Origin of the sequence: Pseudomonas sputi (genome assembly GCF_021603585.1) — a bacterium.
Taxonomy (GTDB): Bacteria; Pseudomonadota; Gammaproteobacteria; order Pseudomonadales; family Pseudomonadaceae; genus Aquipseudomonas; species Aquipseudomonas sputi.
Window position 1 is genome coordinate 29150 of sequence record NZ_BQHI01000005.1, and the last position, 14511, is coordinate 43660.

A 14511-nucleotide genomic window follows, 5' to 3' on the forward strand; every position below is an offset into this window, starting at 1 on the left:
CGTGCAGTGTACAGGACTGAACCTTCCTACGCTTTGCGGCGGTTTATTCTCGGCGCCGGATGGTTCTATGATGGACTCCAATCCGGGAGTTGGAGTCAGCGATGCCTTTGCCGTCCATGCAAGACCAGTTCGCTGCACTGATCGCTGCGCCGTCGGTCAGTTGCACCCAGCCGCGCCTCGACCAGTCCAACCGGGCGGTGATCGATCTGCTGGCGGGTTGGCTTGGCGACCTCGGTTTCAGTTGCGACATCCAGCAGGTCAGCCCCGGCAAATTCAACTTGCTCGCCAGCTTTGGCAGTGGCCCCGGCGGGTTGGTGTTGGCGGGGCACAGCGACACGGTGCCGTACGACGATGCGTTGTGGAAAACCGATCCGCTGAAACTCACGGAAGTCGACGGACGCTGGGTCGGTCTCGGCAGTTGTGACATGAAGGGCTTCTTCGCCCTGATCATTGAAGCCGTGCAACCGCTGCTCGACCAGCCGTTCAGGCAACCGCTGCTGATCCTCGCCACCTGTGATGAAGAAAGCTCGATGTCCGGCGCCCGGGCGCTGGCCGAGGCGGGGCGTCCACTGGGCCGGGCGGCGGTGATCGGCGAGCCGACCGGGCTCAAGCCGATCCGCATGCACAAGGGCATCATGATGGAGCGCATCGATATCCTCGGGCAGAGCGGCCATTCGTCGGATCCGCGTCTGGGACACAGCGCCCTCGAAGCGATGCACGACGCCATCGGCGAACTGCGTGGCCTGCGCCTGCTGTGGCAACGCGAATTCAACAACCCGCAGTTCAGCGTGCCGCAGCCGACCATGAACTTCGGCTGCATCCACGGCGGCGACAACCCCAACCGCATTTGCGGCCAGTGTTCGCTGGAGTTCGACCTGCGGCCGCTGCCGGGGATGGATCCCAAGGTCTTGCGCAACGAAATTCTGCGCAAGCTCAACCCGGTCGCCGAACGGCATAAAGTGAAGATCGATTACGCGCCACTGTTTCCCGAGGTGCCGTCGTTCGAGCAGGCCGAGGACGCGGAGCTGGTGCGAATTGCCGAAAAACTCACCGGCCACACGGCCGAAGCGGTAGCGTTCGGCACCGAAGCGCCTTATCTTCAGCGTCTTGGCTGCGAAACCATCGTGCTCGGCCCCGGCGACATCGCCTGTGCGCACCAACCGGGCGAGTACCTCGAAATGTCACGTTTGCAGCCTACCGTGCATCTATTGCGGCAGTTGATCGAACATTACTGTCTCAAAACTGTATAAATTGCCCACCCATCCACCCGTATTCATGAGGAGAGCGCGCGTGTCGCCAAGCCTGTTCCGACGATAACCATCAGCCCGCTGTGCGTTTTCCGTTTCGCCCCTTTTCCGGCTGCTATTTATTACAGGCCCAGGTTCATGCCCGAATACGTCAATTGGCTTCGCCACGCGTCTCCTTATATCAATGCTCACCGCGATTGCACCTTCGTCGTCATGCTTCCGGGCGACGGCGTGGAGCATCCGAACTTCGGCAATATCGTCCATGACATCGTGCTGCTGCACAGCCTCGGCGTGCGGCTGGTGCTGGTTCACGGTTCCCGTCCACAGATCGAAACCCGTCTCGCCGCCCGTGGCCTGACCCCGCATTACCACCACGGCATGCGCATCACCGATGCCGCGACGCTGGAGTGCGTGATCGACGCGGTCGGCCAGCTGCGCATCGCCATCGAAGCGCGGCTGTCGATGGACATGGCTTCGTCGCCGATGCAGGGCTCGCGCCTGCGGGTCGCCAGCGGCAACCTCGTGACGGCACGACCGATCGGCGTGCTGGAAGGTGTCGACTATCACCACACCGGCGAAGTGCGCCGGGTCGACCGCAAAGGCATCAACCGCCTGCTCGACGAGCGCTCCATCGTATTGCTGTCGCCGCTGGGGTATTCGCCGACCGGTGAGATCTTCAACCTGGCCTGTGAAGATGTCGCCACCCGCGCCGCCATCGATCTGGGGGCCGACAAGCTGCTGCTGTTCGGTGCCGACCTCGGTCTGATCGACGAAAACGGCAAACTGGTGCGCGAGCTGCGTCCGCAACAGGTGCCGGCACATTTGCAGCGTCTGGGCAGCAACTATCAGGCGGAACTGTTGGATGCCGCCGCCGAAGCCTGTCGAGGCGGCGTGGCGCGCAGCCATATCGTCAGTTATGCCGAGGACGGCGCGCTGCTGACTGAACTGTTCACCCGCGACGGCGGCGGTACGCTGGTGGCCCAGGAGCAATTCGAACTGGTGCGCGAGGCGGCGATTGAAGACGTCGGCGGTTTGCTTGACCTGATCAGTCCGCTGGAGGAGCAGGGCATTCTGGTGCGCCGTTCCCGTGAAGTGCTGGAGCGCGAGATCGAGCAGTTCAGCGTGGTCGAGCGTGAAGGGATGATCATCGCCTGTGCGGCGCTGTATCAGATTGCCGATTCGGATGCCGGCGAGCTGGCGTGCCTGGCCGTGAACCCGGAATACCGTCATGGCGGTCGCGGCGACGAACTGCTCGAGCGCATCGAGACCCGTGCCCGGGCGCAAGGCCTGAAAACCCTGTTCGTTCTCACCACCCGCACCGCCCACTGGTTCCGCGAGCGCGGTTTCGAGCCGAGCAGCGTCGAACGCCTGCCGGCGGCGCGGGCTTCTCTCTATAACTATCAGCGCAATTCGAAGATCTTCGAAAAGACGCTTTGACTCATCAGGCTGTGGGGCAGCAGATGCAGGCCGCAAGCTCCCCACCCAGCCGTTTTCTGCAGCTCTTCTCCTGATTCAACATCACTGAACACGATGGCTGCACCGAGCCAGGTCAATCCTGCAAGCCGGCGGCTGCGTTGTGCGTGAAAGAAATATCCACGATACACAAACTGTAACAATTGATCCGGATATTGCGCGGGTTGGCTGTTGTTGTGATGGAAATGTTTCTGGATTACGTCAGCGCAAATCGCTCTAGGCAGGGTGGTTCAATACCCTTCAGAAATTGACCGGCAGGTTCGCATGGGGAGCACGCGAGCCTTTAAATACGGGGTTCAATTCCTAAAGGGTATTAGAAAAGAAGGTTTCAATTCTTTTCAGATTCATGACGAACTCATGAAGCGGCATGGACCAAAACACCGGAGATTAGACTATGGTCGTAGACACACAAAGTTACGATTGACTTGTGAGTCACGCTCTGGCGCTAATCGCTAACCTTCGGACTCGGGCGTTGATCCGGGCCAGGCAAACAAGAATTAGAAACGAGGAGCTTGACAATGAATAAGTCCACCTTGGCCGTGGCTGTGGCCTTTGGGGTATTGGCGCAGCAAGCAGGGGCCGCGGGTTTCATCGAAGACAGCAAGGCTTCCCTGAGTTCCCGCACCATGTACTACAACAACGATAACCGTGATGGCGGCGCCGATCAGAAAGAGACCGCGCAGGGCTTCAAGTTCGATTACCTCTCCGGTTTTACTCAGGGCACGGTCGGGTTTGGTCTGGATGTGCAGGCGCTCAGCGGCATTCACCTGGATGGTGGACGTGGGCACCACCCGGACAGCAACACGTTCTCCCCGAGTGATTCCGACGGTTCGGCAACACATTCCTGGAGCCGCATAGCGGGTAACGTCAAGGCACGTCTGTCCAAGACCGAAGCTCACTTGGGTGGTGCTCTGCAACCTAACTTGCCGATTCTGGTCGCGAACGATAGCCGCCTGCTGCCTCAAACCTTCGAGGGTGGCACGGTCACCTCCAAGGAAATCGACAACGTCACCTTCAACGCCGGTCAGCTCGAGCATGCAGTGGGTCGTGCCTCGACAAACAGTACTGGCCTCGCAGTGGCTGGTGGTACGCAGGACAGCAATCAGTTCCGCTATGCAGGCGCCGACTGGAAGGTCACCAAAGACCTGACCCTGCAGTACTACCACTCCAACCTGCAGGATTATTACAAGCAGAACTTCTTCGGCCTGGTGCATGTTCTTCCGATCAGCACCAACCAGTCGTTCAAGACCGATATTCGCTATTTTGACAGCAGCTCCGATGGCAAGAACGGCGAAGCAGGCTACCGCTTCAATAACAATGGCGGCTATGCCAGAAATCCGGGCGAGGTCGATAACAAGACCTGGAGCGCCATGTTCACTTACACCTTGGGTGGCAATGCGTTCTTGCTCGGCCATCAACGCGTCAACGATGACGGTGGTTTCGTCTACTTGAACCAAGGCAACGTGGTCGATGGCAACGGTCGCCCTGAAGGTGCCGGTGGAACCAGTTTCTATTTGTTCACTGACGCCATGGTTAACGGCTTTGTCCGTGCCGGTGAAAACACCACCTTCGGTCAGTATTCCTATGACTTCGCAGGTCTGGGCGTACCGGGCCTCAAAGCCTCGATCGCTTATCTGCATGGCGAAAACATCAAGGCAACGAACGGCACCGGTAGCGACATGTCCGAGTGGGAACGAGACATGCGTATTGATTACACCGTTCAACAGGGCGTACTCAAAGGCTTCGGCGTGACACTGCGCAATGGTGTTTATCGTGGCAGCCAGATCAATATTGCCGATCAGGATCAGACCCGTCTGATCTTCAACTACACCTATAGCTTCCTGTAAAAAGTGCTGAAAAAGACCTTGCCGCGCGGCAAGGTTTTTTTTGCCTTTTTTTATATATTTCCAAATGTTATTTATTGATTGTTTTTTATTCTTTTTGTGTTTTAAGGCGTCAGTCTAGAGTAGGCCGTCCGACGCCCGGAAAGCGCTGCGGTGTTTTGGCATTTTTGTCCCTCGACAATCTGAAGGGTTCAGGAATCGGTGTTCAAGCCGATACCTCCATTCTGTCGTGCCTTTGTATATGCCTCGATGTTCTTAAAAAGAGTGAAGCAATTCTTTTCGAGATTATGACGAGGTATGCTTCCGCGGCTTTGACGGGGGTAAGCGATCCGCTGCGATGAGTGTTCCAGGTTTTCGGGCAATTGATCCGGAGCCGACAGCAAAAAGCAAAAAGCAAAAGAATTAGAAACGAGAGGAGCGAAACATGAACAAGTCCACCTTGGCCCTGGCCGTGGCCGTAGGGGTTTTGGCGCAGCAGGCAGGCGCCGCCGGTTTCATCGAAGACAGCAAGGCCACCCTGGGGCTGCGTAACTTCTACATCAACACTGACTACCGCGATGGCGCAGGCGCCAACAAGAACGAAGAGTGGGGCCAAGGCTTCGATCTGCGTTTCATCTCCGGCTACACCCAAGGCACCGTAGGCTTCGGTATCGACGCTATCGGCCTGCTGGGCGTGCGTCTGGATTCGGGCGGCGGCACCAACGGCAACAGCGGTGCCGCTTACGGCGGCACTGTGTTCCCGAGCGAGTCCAACGGTAAAGCGGTCGACAACTTCTCCAGCCTGGGCCTGACTGCCAAAGCCAAGATCTCCCAGACCGAACTGAAGCTGGGCACCCTGCAGCCGAAGAACCCGGTCATCGTGACCAACGACGGTCGTCTGCTGCCGCAAACCTGGCAGGGCGGTCAGATCACTTCCGGCGAAATCAAGGACCTGACCCTGGTCGGTGGTCAGATCGAAGCCGTGAAAGGCCGTAACTCCAGCAACAACGAAAACCTGTCCATCAGCGGTGCAAACACCCGTGGCGCCGGCTTCCGTGACAGCAACAAGTTCATCTACGCCGGTGGTGACTACAAGATCACCAAAGACCTGACTGCCCAGTACTACTACGGCAACCTGGAAGACTTCTACAAGCAGCACTTCCTGGGTCTGGTACACAACTGGGCCATCGGCCCGGGCGTATTGAAGTCTGACTTCCGTTACTTCAACAGCTCCGACGACGGCAAGAACGGCACTGATCCTGCGTACTTCAGCACCGGTAACTACACCGGCGTGCGCAACGGTCGTGGCGAAGTCGACAACAATCTGTACAGCGGCCTGTTCCTGTACACCGTTGAAGGTCACACCTTCGGTGGCGGTTACCAGGTGTCCAACGGCAGCTCTGACTTCCCTTGGCTGAACCAGGGCGACGGTTCGTCGAACTACACCATCACCGACATGCAGATCCAGAAGTTCGGCCGTGCCGGCGAGAAAACCTGGCAGGCTCGCTACTCGTATGACTTCGCCAAAATCGGCGTACCAGGCCTGACCGCTGGTGTGGTTTACCTGAAAGGCGATTCGATCGACACCGTTGGCACCAGCGGTCGCGAAAGCGCTTCGAACCGTTCCGAGTGGGAACGCGACTTCACCATCGGTTACGTCGTACCGGAAGGCCCGTTCAAGAACGTCGGCCTGATGTGGAAAAACGCTGTATGGCGCACCGACCTGCCGAACACCCGTTCGCAGGACGAAAACCGCCTGATCGTCAGCTACTCGATCCCGCTGCTGTAATCGCGCGCTCCTGCACTGATGTAAAAAAGCTGATGTAAAAAAGCCCCGTCCGGCATTGCGCCGGACGGGGCTTTTGCGTTTTCGGGTCCGGCTCACCCCCGTAAGCCTTTCCCGATGTTCCCCTCTTTACAGCAACTCAAGGCCTTCTCGAACCTTGAGGGCGATGTTCGTCGCGATGCTGCGGGGCGTCCAGTGAACAGAAGTTTAATATTCAATATGGATATAAATATCTAGTTATTTATTCTTTTTCAGAAGAACAAATCCCGAGCTACAGTTGAGGTCTCCAACCTCTTATCAGGAGCCGCACCATGAGCCTCAGACTTGGCGATATCGCCCCCGATTTCGAACAGGATTCCAGCGCCGGCAAGATTCGTTTCCACGAATGGCTGGGCGATAGCTGGGGCGTGCTGTTTTCCCACCCGGCGGATTTCACCCCGGTGTGCACCACCGAACTGGGCTTCACCGCCAAGCTCAAGGACGAGTTCACCAAGCGCGGCGTGAAGGCCATCGCACTGTCGGTCGACCCGGTGGACTCGCATCACAAGTGGATCGAGGACATCAACGAAACCCAGAACACCATCGTCAACTTCCCGATCCTGGCCGATGCCGATCGCAAGGTGTCTGATCTGTACGATCTGATTCACCCGAACGCCAACGACACCCTGACCGTGCGTTCGCTGTTCGTGATCGATCCGAACAAGAAGATCCGCCTGACCATCACTTATCCGGCCAGCACCGGTCGCAACTTCCACGAGATTTTGCGGGTGATCGATTCGCTGCAGCTCACCGACAACTACAAGGTGGCCACACCGGCCAACTGGCAGGACGGTGAAGAAGTGGTGATCGTGCCGTCGCTCAAGGACGAAGACGAAATCAAGCAGCGCTTTCCCAAGGGTTACCGCGCGGTGAAACCGTACCTGCGCCTGACCCCACAGCCGAACAAATAACCTTACCGGGCACATCTCGTTGCAGATCGTTCCCACGCGGACGGTTCGACGCCTCGACGTGGGAGCGATCAGTCAGGGAGCGATCAGTACACACCACGATGCAGGGTTTCAGGCCGCTTTGACGGCCTGTTTTTTTGCCGCAGGAAAGTGAAATGTATATCTCCATAAAGAATAACCAAATGAATAAATATGATTTATAGATATATAAATCAGCTGGTAAGGTCACTGACATCGAAGCGAGATCGCAACCCGCGAATCGCCTGTAACGCGCAAAGGAATCGTCTGAATGCTGGTCGTCTCACTCGGTGGCAGTCCCAGTCAACGTTCTCGCTCCGGGGTGTTGCTGGAGCGCTCCCAACGCTGGTTACAGCAGCAAGGGGTGGAAGTGGTGAGTTATCAGGTGCGGGACTTCCCGGCCGAAGACCTGCTCCACGCCCGCTTCGACAGCCCGAAGGTGCTCGACCTGCTGCAACAGATTGAAAACGCCGATGGCCTGCTGATCGCCACGCCGGTGTACAAGGCGTCGTTTTCCGGCGCCCTGAAGACCGTGCTGGATCTGCTGCCCGAGCGTGCGCTGAACCACAAGATTGTTCTGCCGATGGCCACCGGCGGCAGCATCGCCCACATGCTGGTGGTCGATTACGCGCTCAAGCCGGTGCTGTCGGCGTTGAAGGCCCAGGAAATGCTGCAAGGGATTTTTGCCGAGGACAGCCAGATCGCCTACGGCGAAGGCAGTGCCCAGGCGCAGTTGGCACCGGCACTGGAGCAGCGGCTGCATGAGGCGCTGGACCAGTTTGTCAGCGCCATGGCCCGCCGGCCCAAGCCGCTGGAGCCGGGGCTGTTGAACGAACGTTTGTTGAGTGCTCGCTGGAGCATTTGAGCCACACCGAAACTTGAAGTACTCACCTTACTCAGCCGCCAACGGCCAAGCAGGTGCAGCCAAAACCCAACAGCAAAAAGGAGAGCGCTATGCGCACTGTATTTTTGCGTCGTGGTCTGGTCGCTCTGTTTGCTGCGGCTGTGTCCTTCGGCGCCATCACTCAAGCTCAGGCCGAGACGCTACGAATCGGTTATCAGAAGTACGGCACTTTGGTGCTGCTCAAAGCCAAGGGCACCCTGGAAAAACGTCTCGCCGCCCAAGGCGTCGACGTGCAATGGACTGAATTCCCCGGCGGCCCGCAACTGCTCGAAGGCCTGAATGTCGGCTCGATCGACTTTGGTGTCACCGGCGAAACCCCGCCGGTCTTTGCCCAGGCTGCCGGCGCTGATCTGCTCTACGTCGCTTACGAGCCACCAGCGCCAAACAGCGAAGCGATCCTCGTGCCGAAAGACTCGCCGATCAAATCGGTGGCGGATCTCAAGGGCAAGAAAGTCGCCCTGAACAAAGGCTCCAACGTCCACTACCTGCTGGTGCGTGCGCTGCAAGACGCCGGCCTCAAGTACACCGACATTCAAACCGTATTCCTGCCGCCGGCCGATGCCCGCGCCGCGTTCGAGCGTGGCAGTGTCGACGCCTGGGTCATCTGGGACCCGTACCAGGCCGCCGCCGAGAAACAGCTGCAAACGCACACCCTGCGTGACGGCAAAGGCATCGTCGATAACCACCAGTTCTACCTGGCGACCAAACCCTACGCACAGAAAAATCCCGAGGTGATCAAGACCCTCGTGGAAGAAGTGCGCGCCGTCGGCGAGTGGTCCAAGGCCAATCCGCAAGACGTGACCCAACAGGTGTCGCCGCTGCTCGGCCTGCCGGCAGACATCACCCTGACTTCGGTGAAACGCCAGGGCTACGGCGCGCTGTTCCTGACCCCGGAAGTGGTCGCCGCGCAACAGAAAATCGCCGACACCTTCTACCAGCTCAAGCTGATTCCCAAGCCGTTGAGCATCAAGGATGTGATCTGGACCCCACCGGCCGCTGTGGCCAAGGCGCAGTAATTCGAATCCCCAAGGAGACCACTCCATGAGCCTCAACATTTTCTGGTTCCTGCCTACCCACGGCGACGGCCATTACCTTGGCACCGCCGAAGGCGCCCGCGCCGTCGACCACGGCTATCTGCAACAGGTCGCGCAAGCGGCGGATCGACTGGGTTTCGGCGGCGTGCTGATTCCCACCGGCCGTTCCTGCGAGGACTCGTGGCTGGTGGCGGCATCGTTGATCCCGGTGACCCAGCGTCTGAAATTCCTTGTCGCCCTGCGCCCCGGGATCATTTCCCCGACGGTGGCGGCGCGTCAGGCGGCGACCCTGGATCGTCTGTCCGGCGGTCGTGCACTGTTCAACCTGGTGACCGGTGGCGATCCGGAAGAGTTGGCCGGCGACGGCCTGTTCCTCGATCACGAAGCGCGCTATCAGGCCTCGGTGGAATTCACCCGGATCTGGCGTCGGGTGCTGGAAGGTGAAACCGTGGATTACGACGGCGAGCACATCAGCGTGAAGGGCGCCAAATTGCTCTATCCGCCGATCCAGCAACCGCGTCCGCCGCTGTATTTCGGTGGCTCGTCGGAAGCGGCGCAGGATCTGGCCGCCGAACAAGTGGAAATGGTCCTGACCTGGGGCGAGCCGCCCGCAGCCGTCGCCGAGAAAATCGAACAGGTGCGCGCCAAGGCCGCCAGGCTCGGGCGCACCGTGCGCTTCGGCATTCGCCTGCATGTGATCGTGCGGGAAACCAATGCTGAAGCCTGGCAAGCGGCGGATCGCCTGATCTCGCACCTGGACGACGACACCATCAAGCGTGCCCAGGCTTCGCTGGCGCGGTTCGATTCGGTCGGCCAGCAACGCATGGCCGCGCTGCACGGTGGCAGCCGCGACAACCTCGAAGTCAGCCCGAACCTGTGGGCCGGCGTCGGCCTGGTGCGCGGCGGTGCCGGTACCGCGTTGGTCGGCGACGGCCCGACCGTGGCGGCGCGCGTGAAGGAATACGCGGATCTGGGCATCGATACCTTCATCTTCTCCGGTTATCCACACCTCGAAGAATCGTATCGGGTGGCTGAACTGCTGTTCCCGCACCTCGATGTCGAGCGTCCGGAATTGCCGAAAAGCGCCGGTTACGTCAGCCCGTTCGGCGAGATGGTGGCCAACGACATTCTTCCCAAAGCAGCGTCCCAGAGCTGAGGCGCCGCCATGAAGAAACTTATCCACAGCCTCGCGCCCTGGGCGTTGCCGGTGTTGTTGCTGGCGGTGTGGCAGTTGTCGGTATCGGCGGGCTGGTTGTCGACGCGGATTCTGCCGGCGCCGATAGCGGTGATCGAAGCCGGCGTGAGCCTGGTGCGCAGCGGTGAAATCTGGACGCACCTGGCGATCAGCGGCTGGCGCGCCGCGCTGGGCTTCACCATCGGTGGCAGCATCGGTCTGGTGCTGGGGTTCATCACTGGCCTGTCGAAGTGGGGCGAACGCCTGCTCGACAGCTCAGTGCAGATGATCCGCAACGTGCCACACCTGGCGCTGATTCCGCTGGTGATCCTGTGGTTCGGCATCGACGAGTCGGCGAAGATTTTCCTGGTGGCATTGGGCACGTTGTTCCCGATTTACCTCAACACCTATCACGGCATCCGCAACGTCGACTCGGCGCTGGTTGAAATGGCCCGCAGTTATGGCCTGTCCGGTTTCAGCCTGTTCTGGCAGGTGATTCTGCCGGGCGCGCTGCCTTCGATTCTGGTCGGCGTGCGCTTCGCCCTGGGCTTCATGTGGCTGACGCTGATCGTCGCGGAGACCATCTCCGCCAGCTCCGGCATCGGTTACCTGGCGATGAACGCCCGGGAGTTCCTGCAGACCGACGTGGTGGTGCTGGCGATTCTGCTGTACGCGGTGCTCGGCAAACTGGCCGACCTCGCGGCCCGTGGACTTGAACGTGTGTGGCTGCGCTGGCATCCGGCGTATCAAGTGGCGAAAGGAGGTGCGGCATGACCGCTCAACAACCTCCACGCCTGCTGCGCGGGATTCCGCTGGCGGTGCACAACCTGCAAAAGACCTTCGGCTCGCGGCAAGTGCTGCGGGGCATCGATCTGCACATTCCGGCGGGGCAGTTTGTCGCCGTGGTCGGGCGCAGCGGATGCGGCAAAAGCACGTTACTGCGCTTGCTCGCCGGCCTCGATCAACCCACCGGCGGCGACTTGCTCGCCGGTGCCGCACCGCTCAGCGATGCGCGGGATGACACCCGGTTGATGTTCCAGGAAGCGCGGCTGCTGCCGTGGAAAAAGATCATCGACAACGTCGGTCTCGGCCTCAAGGGCAACTGGCGCCCGCAAGCCTTGCAGGCATTGGATGCGGTGGGCCTGGCGGATCGCGCCCATGAATGGCCGGCAGCGTTGTCCGGTGGGCAGAAGCAGCGTGTGGCGCTGGCCCGGGCGTTGATCCATCAGCCGCGTCTGCTGTTGCTCGACGAGCCGCTGGGCGCGCTGGATGCGCTGACCCGGATCGAGATGCAGCAACTGATCGAACGTCTCTGGCAACAGCATGGCTTCACCGTGTTGCTGGTAACCCACGACGTCAGCGAGGCGGTGGCGATTGCCGACCGGGTGATTCTGATCGAGGACGGCAAAGTCGGCCTCGACCTGCCAGTGGAGCTGCCGCGCCCGCGGGTGCGTGGCTCTCATCGTCTGGCTGCGCTGGAAACCGAAGTGCTCAACCGTGTGTTGTCCCTGCCCGGCGAGCCGCCGGCGCCGGAACCCGTATCACCCTTGCCTACGCAACTGCGTTGGGCTCAATAACTCAAGCAAACGACAGGAATCAATGCCATGACTATCAAAGCCATCAACGTACGCAACCAGTTCAAAGGCGCGATCAAGGAGATCGTTCTCGGCGACGTACTGTCGGAAATCGACGTGCAGACCGCGTCCGGCATCGTTACTTCGGTGATCACCACCCGTTCGGTCAAGGAGCTGGAACTGGAGGTCGGCAGCGAAGTGATCGCCTTCGTGAAATCCACCGAGGTGTCCATCGCCAAGTTGTAAGGGCGTGGGACAAAAACAACCCCGAAGGGCGTGAGCCCTTCGGGGTTTTTTATTGATCGCTGATCGTGTCTCAGCGCTTGGGCAGATACGGTGGCAGATACAGCCCGATATAGGCATCGAACACCCGCATGCCTTCCTCGGCCATGCGCGGGGTGATCTGACCGTGCTGCTGCACCGAGCGGGCGTAGACGCGGTCGCCCAGTTCCATGGCCAGCGCGAACACATCGACGTCATCCGGCAGGCGCGGCAGTTCGAAGTGATGGTCGAACAACTTGTGCATCAGGTCGCCGAGTTCGAGGTCGTGCTGACGGTCGGCCTGGGTGACTTCGGTGAGGCCGTGCTGCGCGAGGATCAGCTGGCGGGCGGCGGCATCCTCGTCGTAGATTTCCAGCATCCGTTCTTCGACCAGTCGTGACAGGTCGCGCCAGTCGCGCAGGGCATCGTGATCGATCGGCGCTTGCAGACAGGCGCGAAAGGCTGCGTGCACATCGGCGGTGAGCGCTTCGAGCAACGCCGGGACGCTGGCGAAGAAGTGATAGACCGAGGAGGGCGGAATCTGCGCGCGCTCGGCCACGCTGTAGATCGACAGGCTCGCCACACCCTCGGCGGCCAGCAGCGTGCGCGCGGCGTCGAGTATCGAATCGATCCGCGCCTGACTGCGGGCACGGGGTTTGCGGACGGGGGCGGGGCGCGTCATGAAAGTCTCCTGCGGGGCAGCAGGCATTGTACGCAGAGCTTGAATGTCTGCCACAGAGGCCAATAAAAAAACGCCGCTGGCTGAGAAGCCAACGGCGTTTTCCTTTGCTGCAATCCGCTTAAACGGTATGCAGGTACCAGTTGTACTCGAGGTCGGAGATGGAGTGTTCGAACTCCTCCAGCTCGCTCTCTTTACAGGCGACGAAGATATCGATGTATTTCGGATCGATGTACTTGGCCATCACCTCGCTGTCGTCCAGCTCGCGCAGGGCATCGCGCAAGTTGTTCGGCAGGCTCTGCTCGTTCTGCTCGTAGCTGTTGCCTTCGGTCGGAGCCGGTGGCTCGATCTTGTTGGTCAGACCGTGGTGCACGCCCGCCAGCACCGATGCCATCAGCAGGTACGGGTTGGCGTCGGCGCCGGCCACGCGGTGTTCCAGACGGACCGCGTCGGCGGAGCCGGTCGGTACGCGCAGGGCCACGGTGCGGTTGTCCAGGCCCCAGCTCGGCGAGTTCGGCACGTAGAACTGTGCGCCGAAACGACGGTAGGAGTTGACGTTCGGGCAGAGGAAAGCCATCTGCGCGGGCAGGGTCTCGAGCACACCGCCGATCGCGTGACGCAGCGCGGCGTTCTGCTCGGGATCCTCGCTGGCAAAAATGTTTTTGCCTTCTTTGTCGAGAACCGAAATGTGGACGTGCAGACCGTTGCCTGCCTGGCCCGGATACGGCTTGGCCATGAAGGTGGTGTCCATTTCATGGTCGTAGGCGATGTTCTTGATCAGACGCTTGAGCAGGACCGCGTAATCGCACGCCTTGATCGGGTCAGCGACGTGGTGCAGGTTCACTTCGAACTGCGCCGGGGCACTTTCCTTGACGATGGCGTCGGCCGGGATGCCCTGCTCTTTGGCGCCTTCCAGAATGTCCTGGAGGCAGTCGACGTATTCGTCGAGGTCGTCGATCAGGTAAACCTGGGTCGAATGCGGGCGTTTGCCGGAGATCGGCGAACGTGGCGGCTGAGGGCGGCCGTTCACGTTTTCCTGGTCGATCAGGTAGAACTCGAGTTCGAACGCAGCGCAGATGGTCAGGCCGAGCTCGTCAAACTTTGCAACAACTTGACGGAGCACTTCGCGCGGGTCGGCGAAGAAAGGATCACCTTCGAGTTCGTGCATGGTCATCAACAGTTGCGCGGTCGGGCGCTTCTGCCATGGCTCGTTGCACAGGGTATCGGGAATTGGATAGCAGATACGGTCGGCGTCGCCGATGTCCAGGCCCAGGCCGGTGCTTTCCACCGTGGAGCCATTGATATCCAGAGCAAATAGAGAGGCCGGCAGGTTGATGCCTTTCTCGTAAACCTTGTGGAGGCTGGTGCGTTCGATGCGCTTGCCGCGCACCACACCATTCATATCCGCAATCAGAAGGTCAACGTACAGAACCTCAGGATGTTCCTTAAGGAACGCGTTCGCTTCGTTAAGCTGAACGGCACGCGGGGGTACCGACATGATGCAACACCTTTGTTGTTAAAAATATCAATCATTGATCTTTTCTGGTTTCAGTCAACCCGAACGGCCTGCCGAAGTCAAGCGAGGCCTTTT

General features: G+C 59.9%; 13 protein-coding genes. 11 read left to right on the top strand and 2 right to left on the bottom strand.

The window, feature by feature from the left end; translation table 11 throughout:
• Positions 1 to 101: 101 nt before the first annotated feature.
• The 11 genes from argE (at position 102) to L6D81_RS08905 (ending at position 12226) form a co-directional block, all read left to right on the top strand.
• On the top strand, positions 102 to 1250 hold the full coding sequence (gene argE, locus L6D81_RS08855; RefSeq protein WP_236178752.1) for an acetylornithine deacetylase: 1149 nt from the start codon (positions 102 to 104) through the stop codon (positions 1248 to 1250).
• 135 nt (positions 1251 to 1385) lie between these two features.
• Entirely contained in the window at positions 1386 to 2684 is a 1299-nt protein-coding gene (argA, locus tag L6D81_RS08860; protein WP_064389470.1) for an amino-acid N-acetyltransferase, read from the top strand.
• Between the two features lie 554 nt (positions 2685 to 3238).
• Positions 3239 to 4567, top strand: a complete 1329-nt coding sequence (locus tag L6D81_RS08865) for an OprD family porin (protein ID WP_236178753.1) — start codon at positions 3239 to 3241, stop codon at positions 4565 to 4567.
• Between the two features lie 421 nt (positions 4568 to 4988).
• A complete protein-coding gene (locus tag L6D81_RS08870; protein ID WP_236178754.1) occupies positions 4989 to 6332 on the top strand; it encodes an OprD family porin in 1344 nt (447 codons plus the stop codon).
• Between the two features lie 308 nt (positions 6333 to 6640).
• Positions 6641 to 7279 (top strand): peroxiredoxin, encoded by a 639-nt coding sequence (locus tag L6D81_RS08875; RefSeq protein WP_011336455.1) that lies wholly within the window; start codon positions 6641 to 6643, stop codon positions 7277 to 7279.
• 286 nt (positions 7280 to 7565) lie between these two features.
• Entirely contained in the window at positions 7566 to 8159 is a 594-nt protein-coding gene (ssuE, locus tag L6D81_RS08880; protein ID WP_011336454.1) for an NADPH-dependent FMN reductase, read from the top strand.
• A gap of 89 nt (positions 8160 to 8248) precedes the next feature.
• On the top strand, positions 8249 to 9214 hold the full coding sequence (locus L6D81_RS08885) for a sulfonate ABC transporter substrate-binding protein (RefSeq protein WP_236178755.1): 966 nt from the start codon (positions 8249 to 8251) through the stop codon (positions 9212 to 9214).
• Positions 9215 to 9239: 25 nt separating this feature from the next.
• Positions 9240 to 10388, top strand: coding sequence for an FMNH2-dependent alkanesulfonate monooxygenase (ssuD, locus tag L6D81_RS08890; protein WP_236178756.1), 1149 nt, complete (start codon positions 9240 to 9242; stop codon positions 10386 to 10388).
• 9 nt (positions 10389 to 10397) lie between these two features.
• Complete coding sequence (ssuC, locus tag L6D81_RS08895; RefSeq protein ID WP_236178757.1) at positions 10398 to 11180, top strand: aliphatic sulfonate ABC transporter permease SsuC; 783 nt, start codon at positions 10398 to 10400, stop codon at positions 11178 to 11180.
• Positions 11177 to 11983 (top strand): aliphatic sulfonates ABC transporter ATP-binding protein, encoded by an 807-nt coding sequence (gene ssuB, locus L6D81_RS08900; protein WP_236178758.1) that lies wholly within the window; start codon positions 11177 to 11179, stop codon positions 11981 to 11983. Before ssuC ends, ssuB begins: the two co-directional genes overlap by 4 nt.
• Positions 11984 to 12010: 27 nt before the next feature.
• Positions 12011 to 12226: a TOBE domain-containing protein gene (locus tag L6D81_RS08905; RefSeq protein WP_007953520.1), complete on the top strand. Its 216-nt coding sequence runs from the start codon at positions 12011 to 12013 to the stop codon at positions 12224 to 12226.
• 70 nt (positions 12227 to 12296) lie between these two features.
• On the opposite strand, the gene L6D81_RS08910 is transcribed toward L6D81_RS08905, so the two are convergent.
• Both L6D81_RS08910 and L6D81_RS08915 read right to left on the bottom strand, forming a co-directional pair.
• The gene (locus L6D81_RS08910) at positions 12297 to 12923 is read right to left on the bottom strand and encodes a TetR/AcrR family transcriptional regulator (RefSeq protein WP_236178759.1); all 627 of its coding nucleotides are present in this window, start codon (positions 12921 to 12923) and stop codon (positions 12297 to 12299) included.
• A 118-nt stretch (positions 12924 to 13041) separates the two neighbouring features.
• Positions 13042 to 14418, bottom strand: coding sequence for a glutamine synthetase family protein (locus L6D81_RS08915; RefSeq protein WP_011336449.1), 1377 nt, complete (start codon positions 14416 to 14418; stop codon positions 13042 to 13044).
• Positions 14419 to 14511: the final 93 nt, after the last annotated feature.

Coding starts and splice junctions, on each gene's coding strand:
- L6D81_RS08885 (WP_236178755.1), top strand. CDS start 8,249: ATGCGCACTGTATTTTTGCGTCGTGGTCTGGTCGCTCTGTTTGCTGCG.
- L6D81_RS08870 (WP_236178754.1), top strand. CDS start 4,989: ATGAACAAGTCCACCTTGGCCCTGGCCGTGGCCGTAGGGGTTTTGGCG.
- ssuB (WP_236178758.1), top strand. CDS start 11,177: ATGACCGCTCAACAACCTCCACGCCTGCTGCGCGGGATTCCGCTGGCG.
- ssuD (WP_236178756.1), top strand. CDS start 9,240: ATGAGCCTCAACATTTTCTGGTTCCTGCCTACCCACGGCGACGGCCAT.
- L6D81_RS08875 (WP_011336455.1), top strand. CDS start 6,641: ATGAGCCTCAGACTTGGCGATATCGCCCCCGATTTCGAACAGGATTCC.
- ssuE (WP_011336454.1), top strand. CDS start 7,566: ATGCTGGTCGTCTCACTCGGTGGCAGTCCCAGTCAACGTTCTCGCTCC.
- L6D81_RS08910 (WP_236178759.1), bottom strand. CDS start 12,923: ATGACGCGCCCCGCCCCCGTCCGCAAACCCCGTGCCCGCAGTCAGGCG.
- L6D81_RS08905 (WP_007953520.1), top strand. CDS start 12,011: ATGACTATCAAAGCCATCAACGTACGCAACCAGTTCAAAGGCGCGATC.
- ssuC (WP_236178757.1), top strand. CDS start 10,398: ATGAAGAAACTTATCCACAGCCTCGCGCCCTGGGCGTTGCCGGTGTTG.
- L6D81_RS08915 (WP_011336449.1), bottom strand. CDS start 14,418: ATGTCGGTACCCCCGCGTGCCGTTCAGCTTAACGAAGCGAACGCGTTC.
- argA (WP_064389470.1), top strand. CDS start 1,386: ATGCCCGAATACGTCAATTGGCTTCGCCACGCGTCTCCTTATATCAAT.
- L6D81_RS08865 (WP_236178753.1), top strand. CDS start 3,239: ATGAATAAGTCCACCTTGGCCGTGGCTGTGGCCTTTGGGGTATTGGCG.
- argE (WP_236178752.1), top strand. CDS start 102: ATGCCTTTGCCGTCCATGCAAGACCAGTTCGCTGCACTGATCGCTGCG.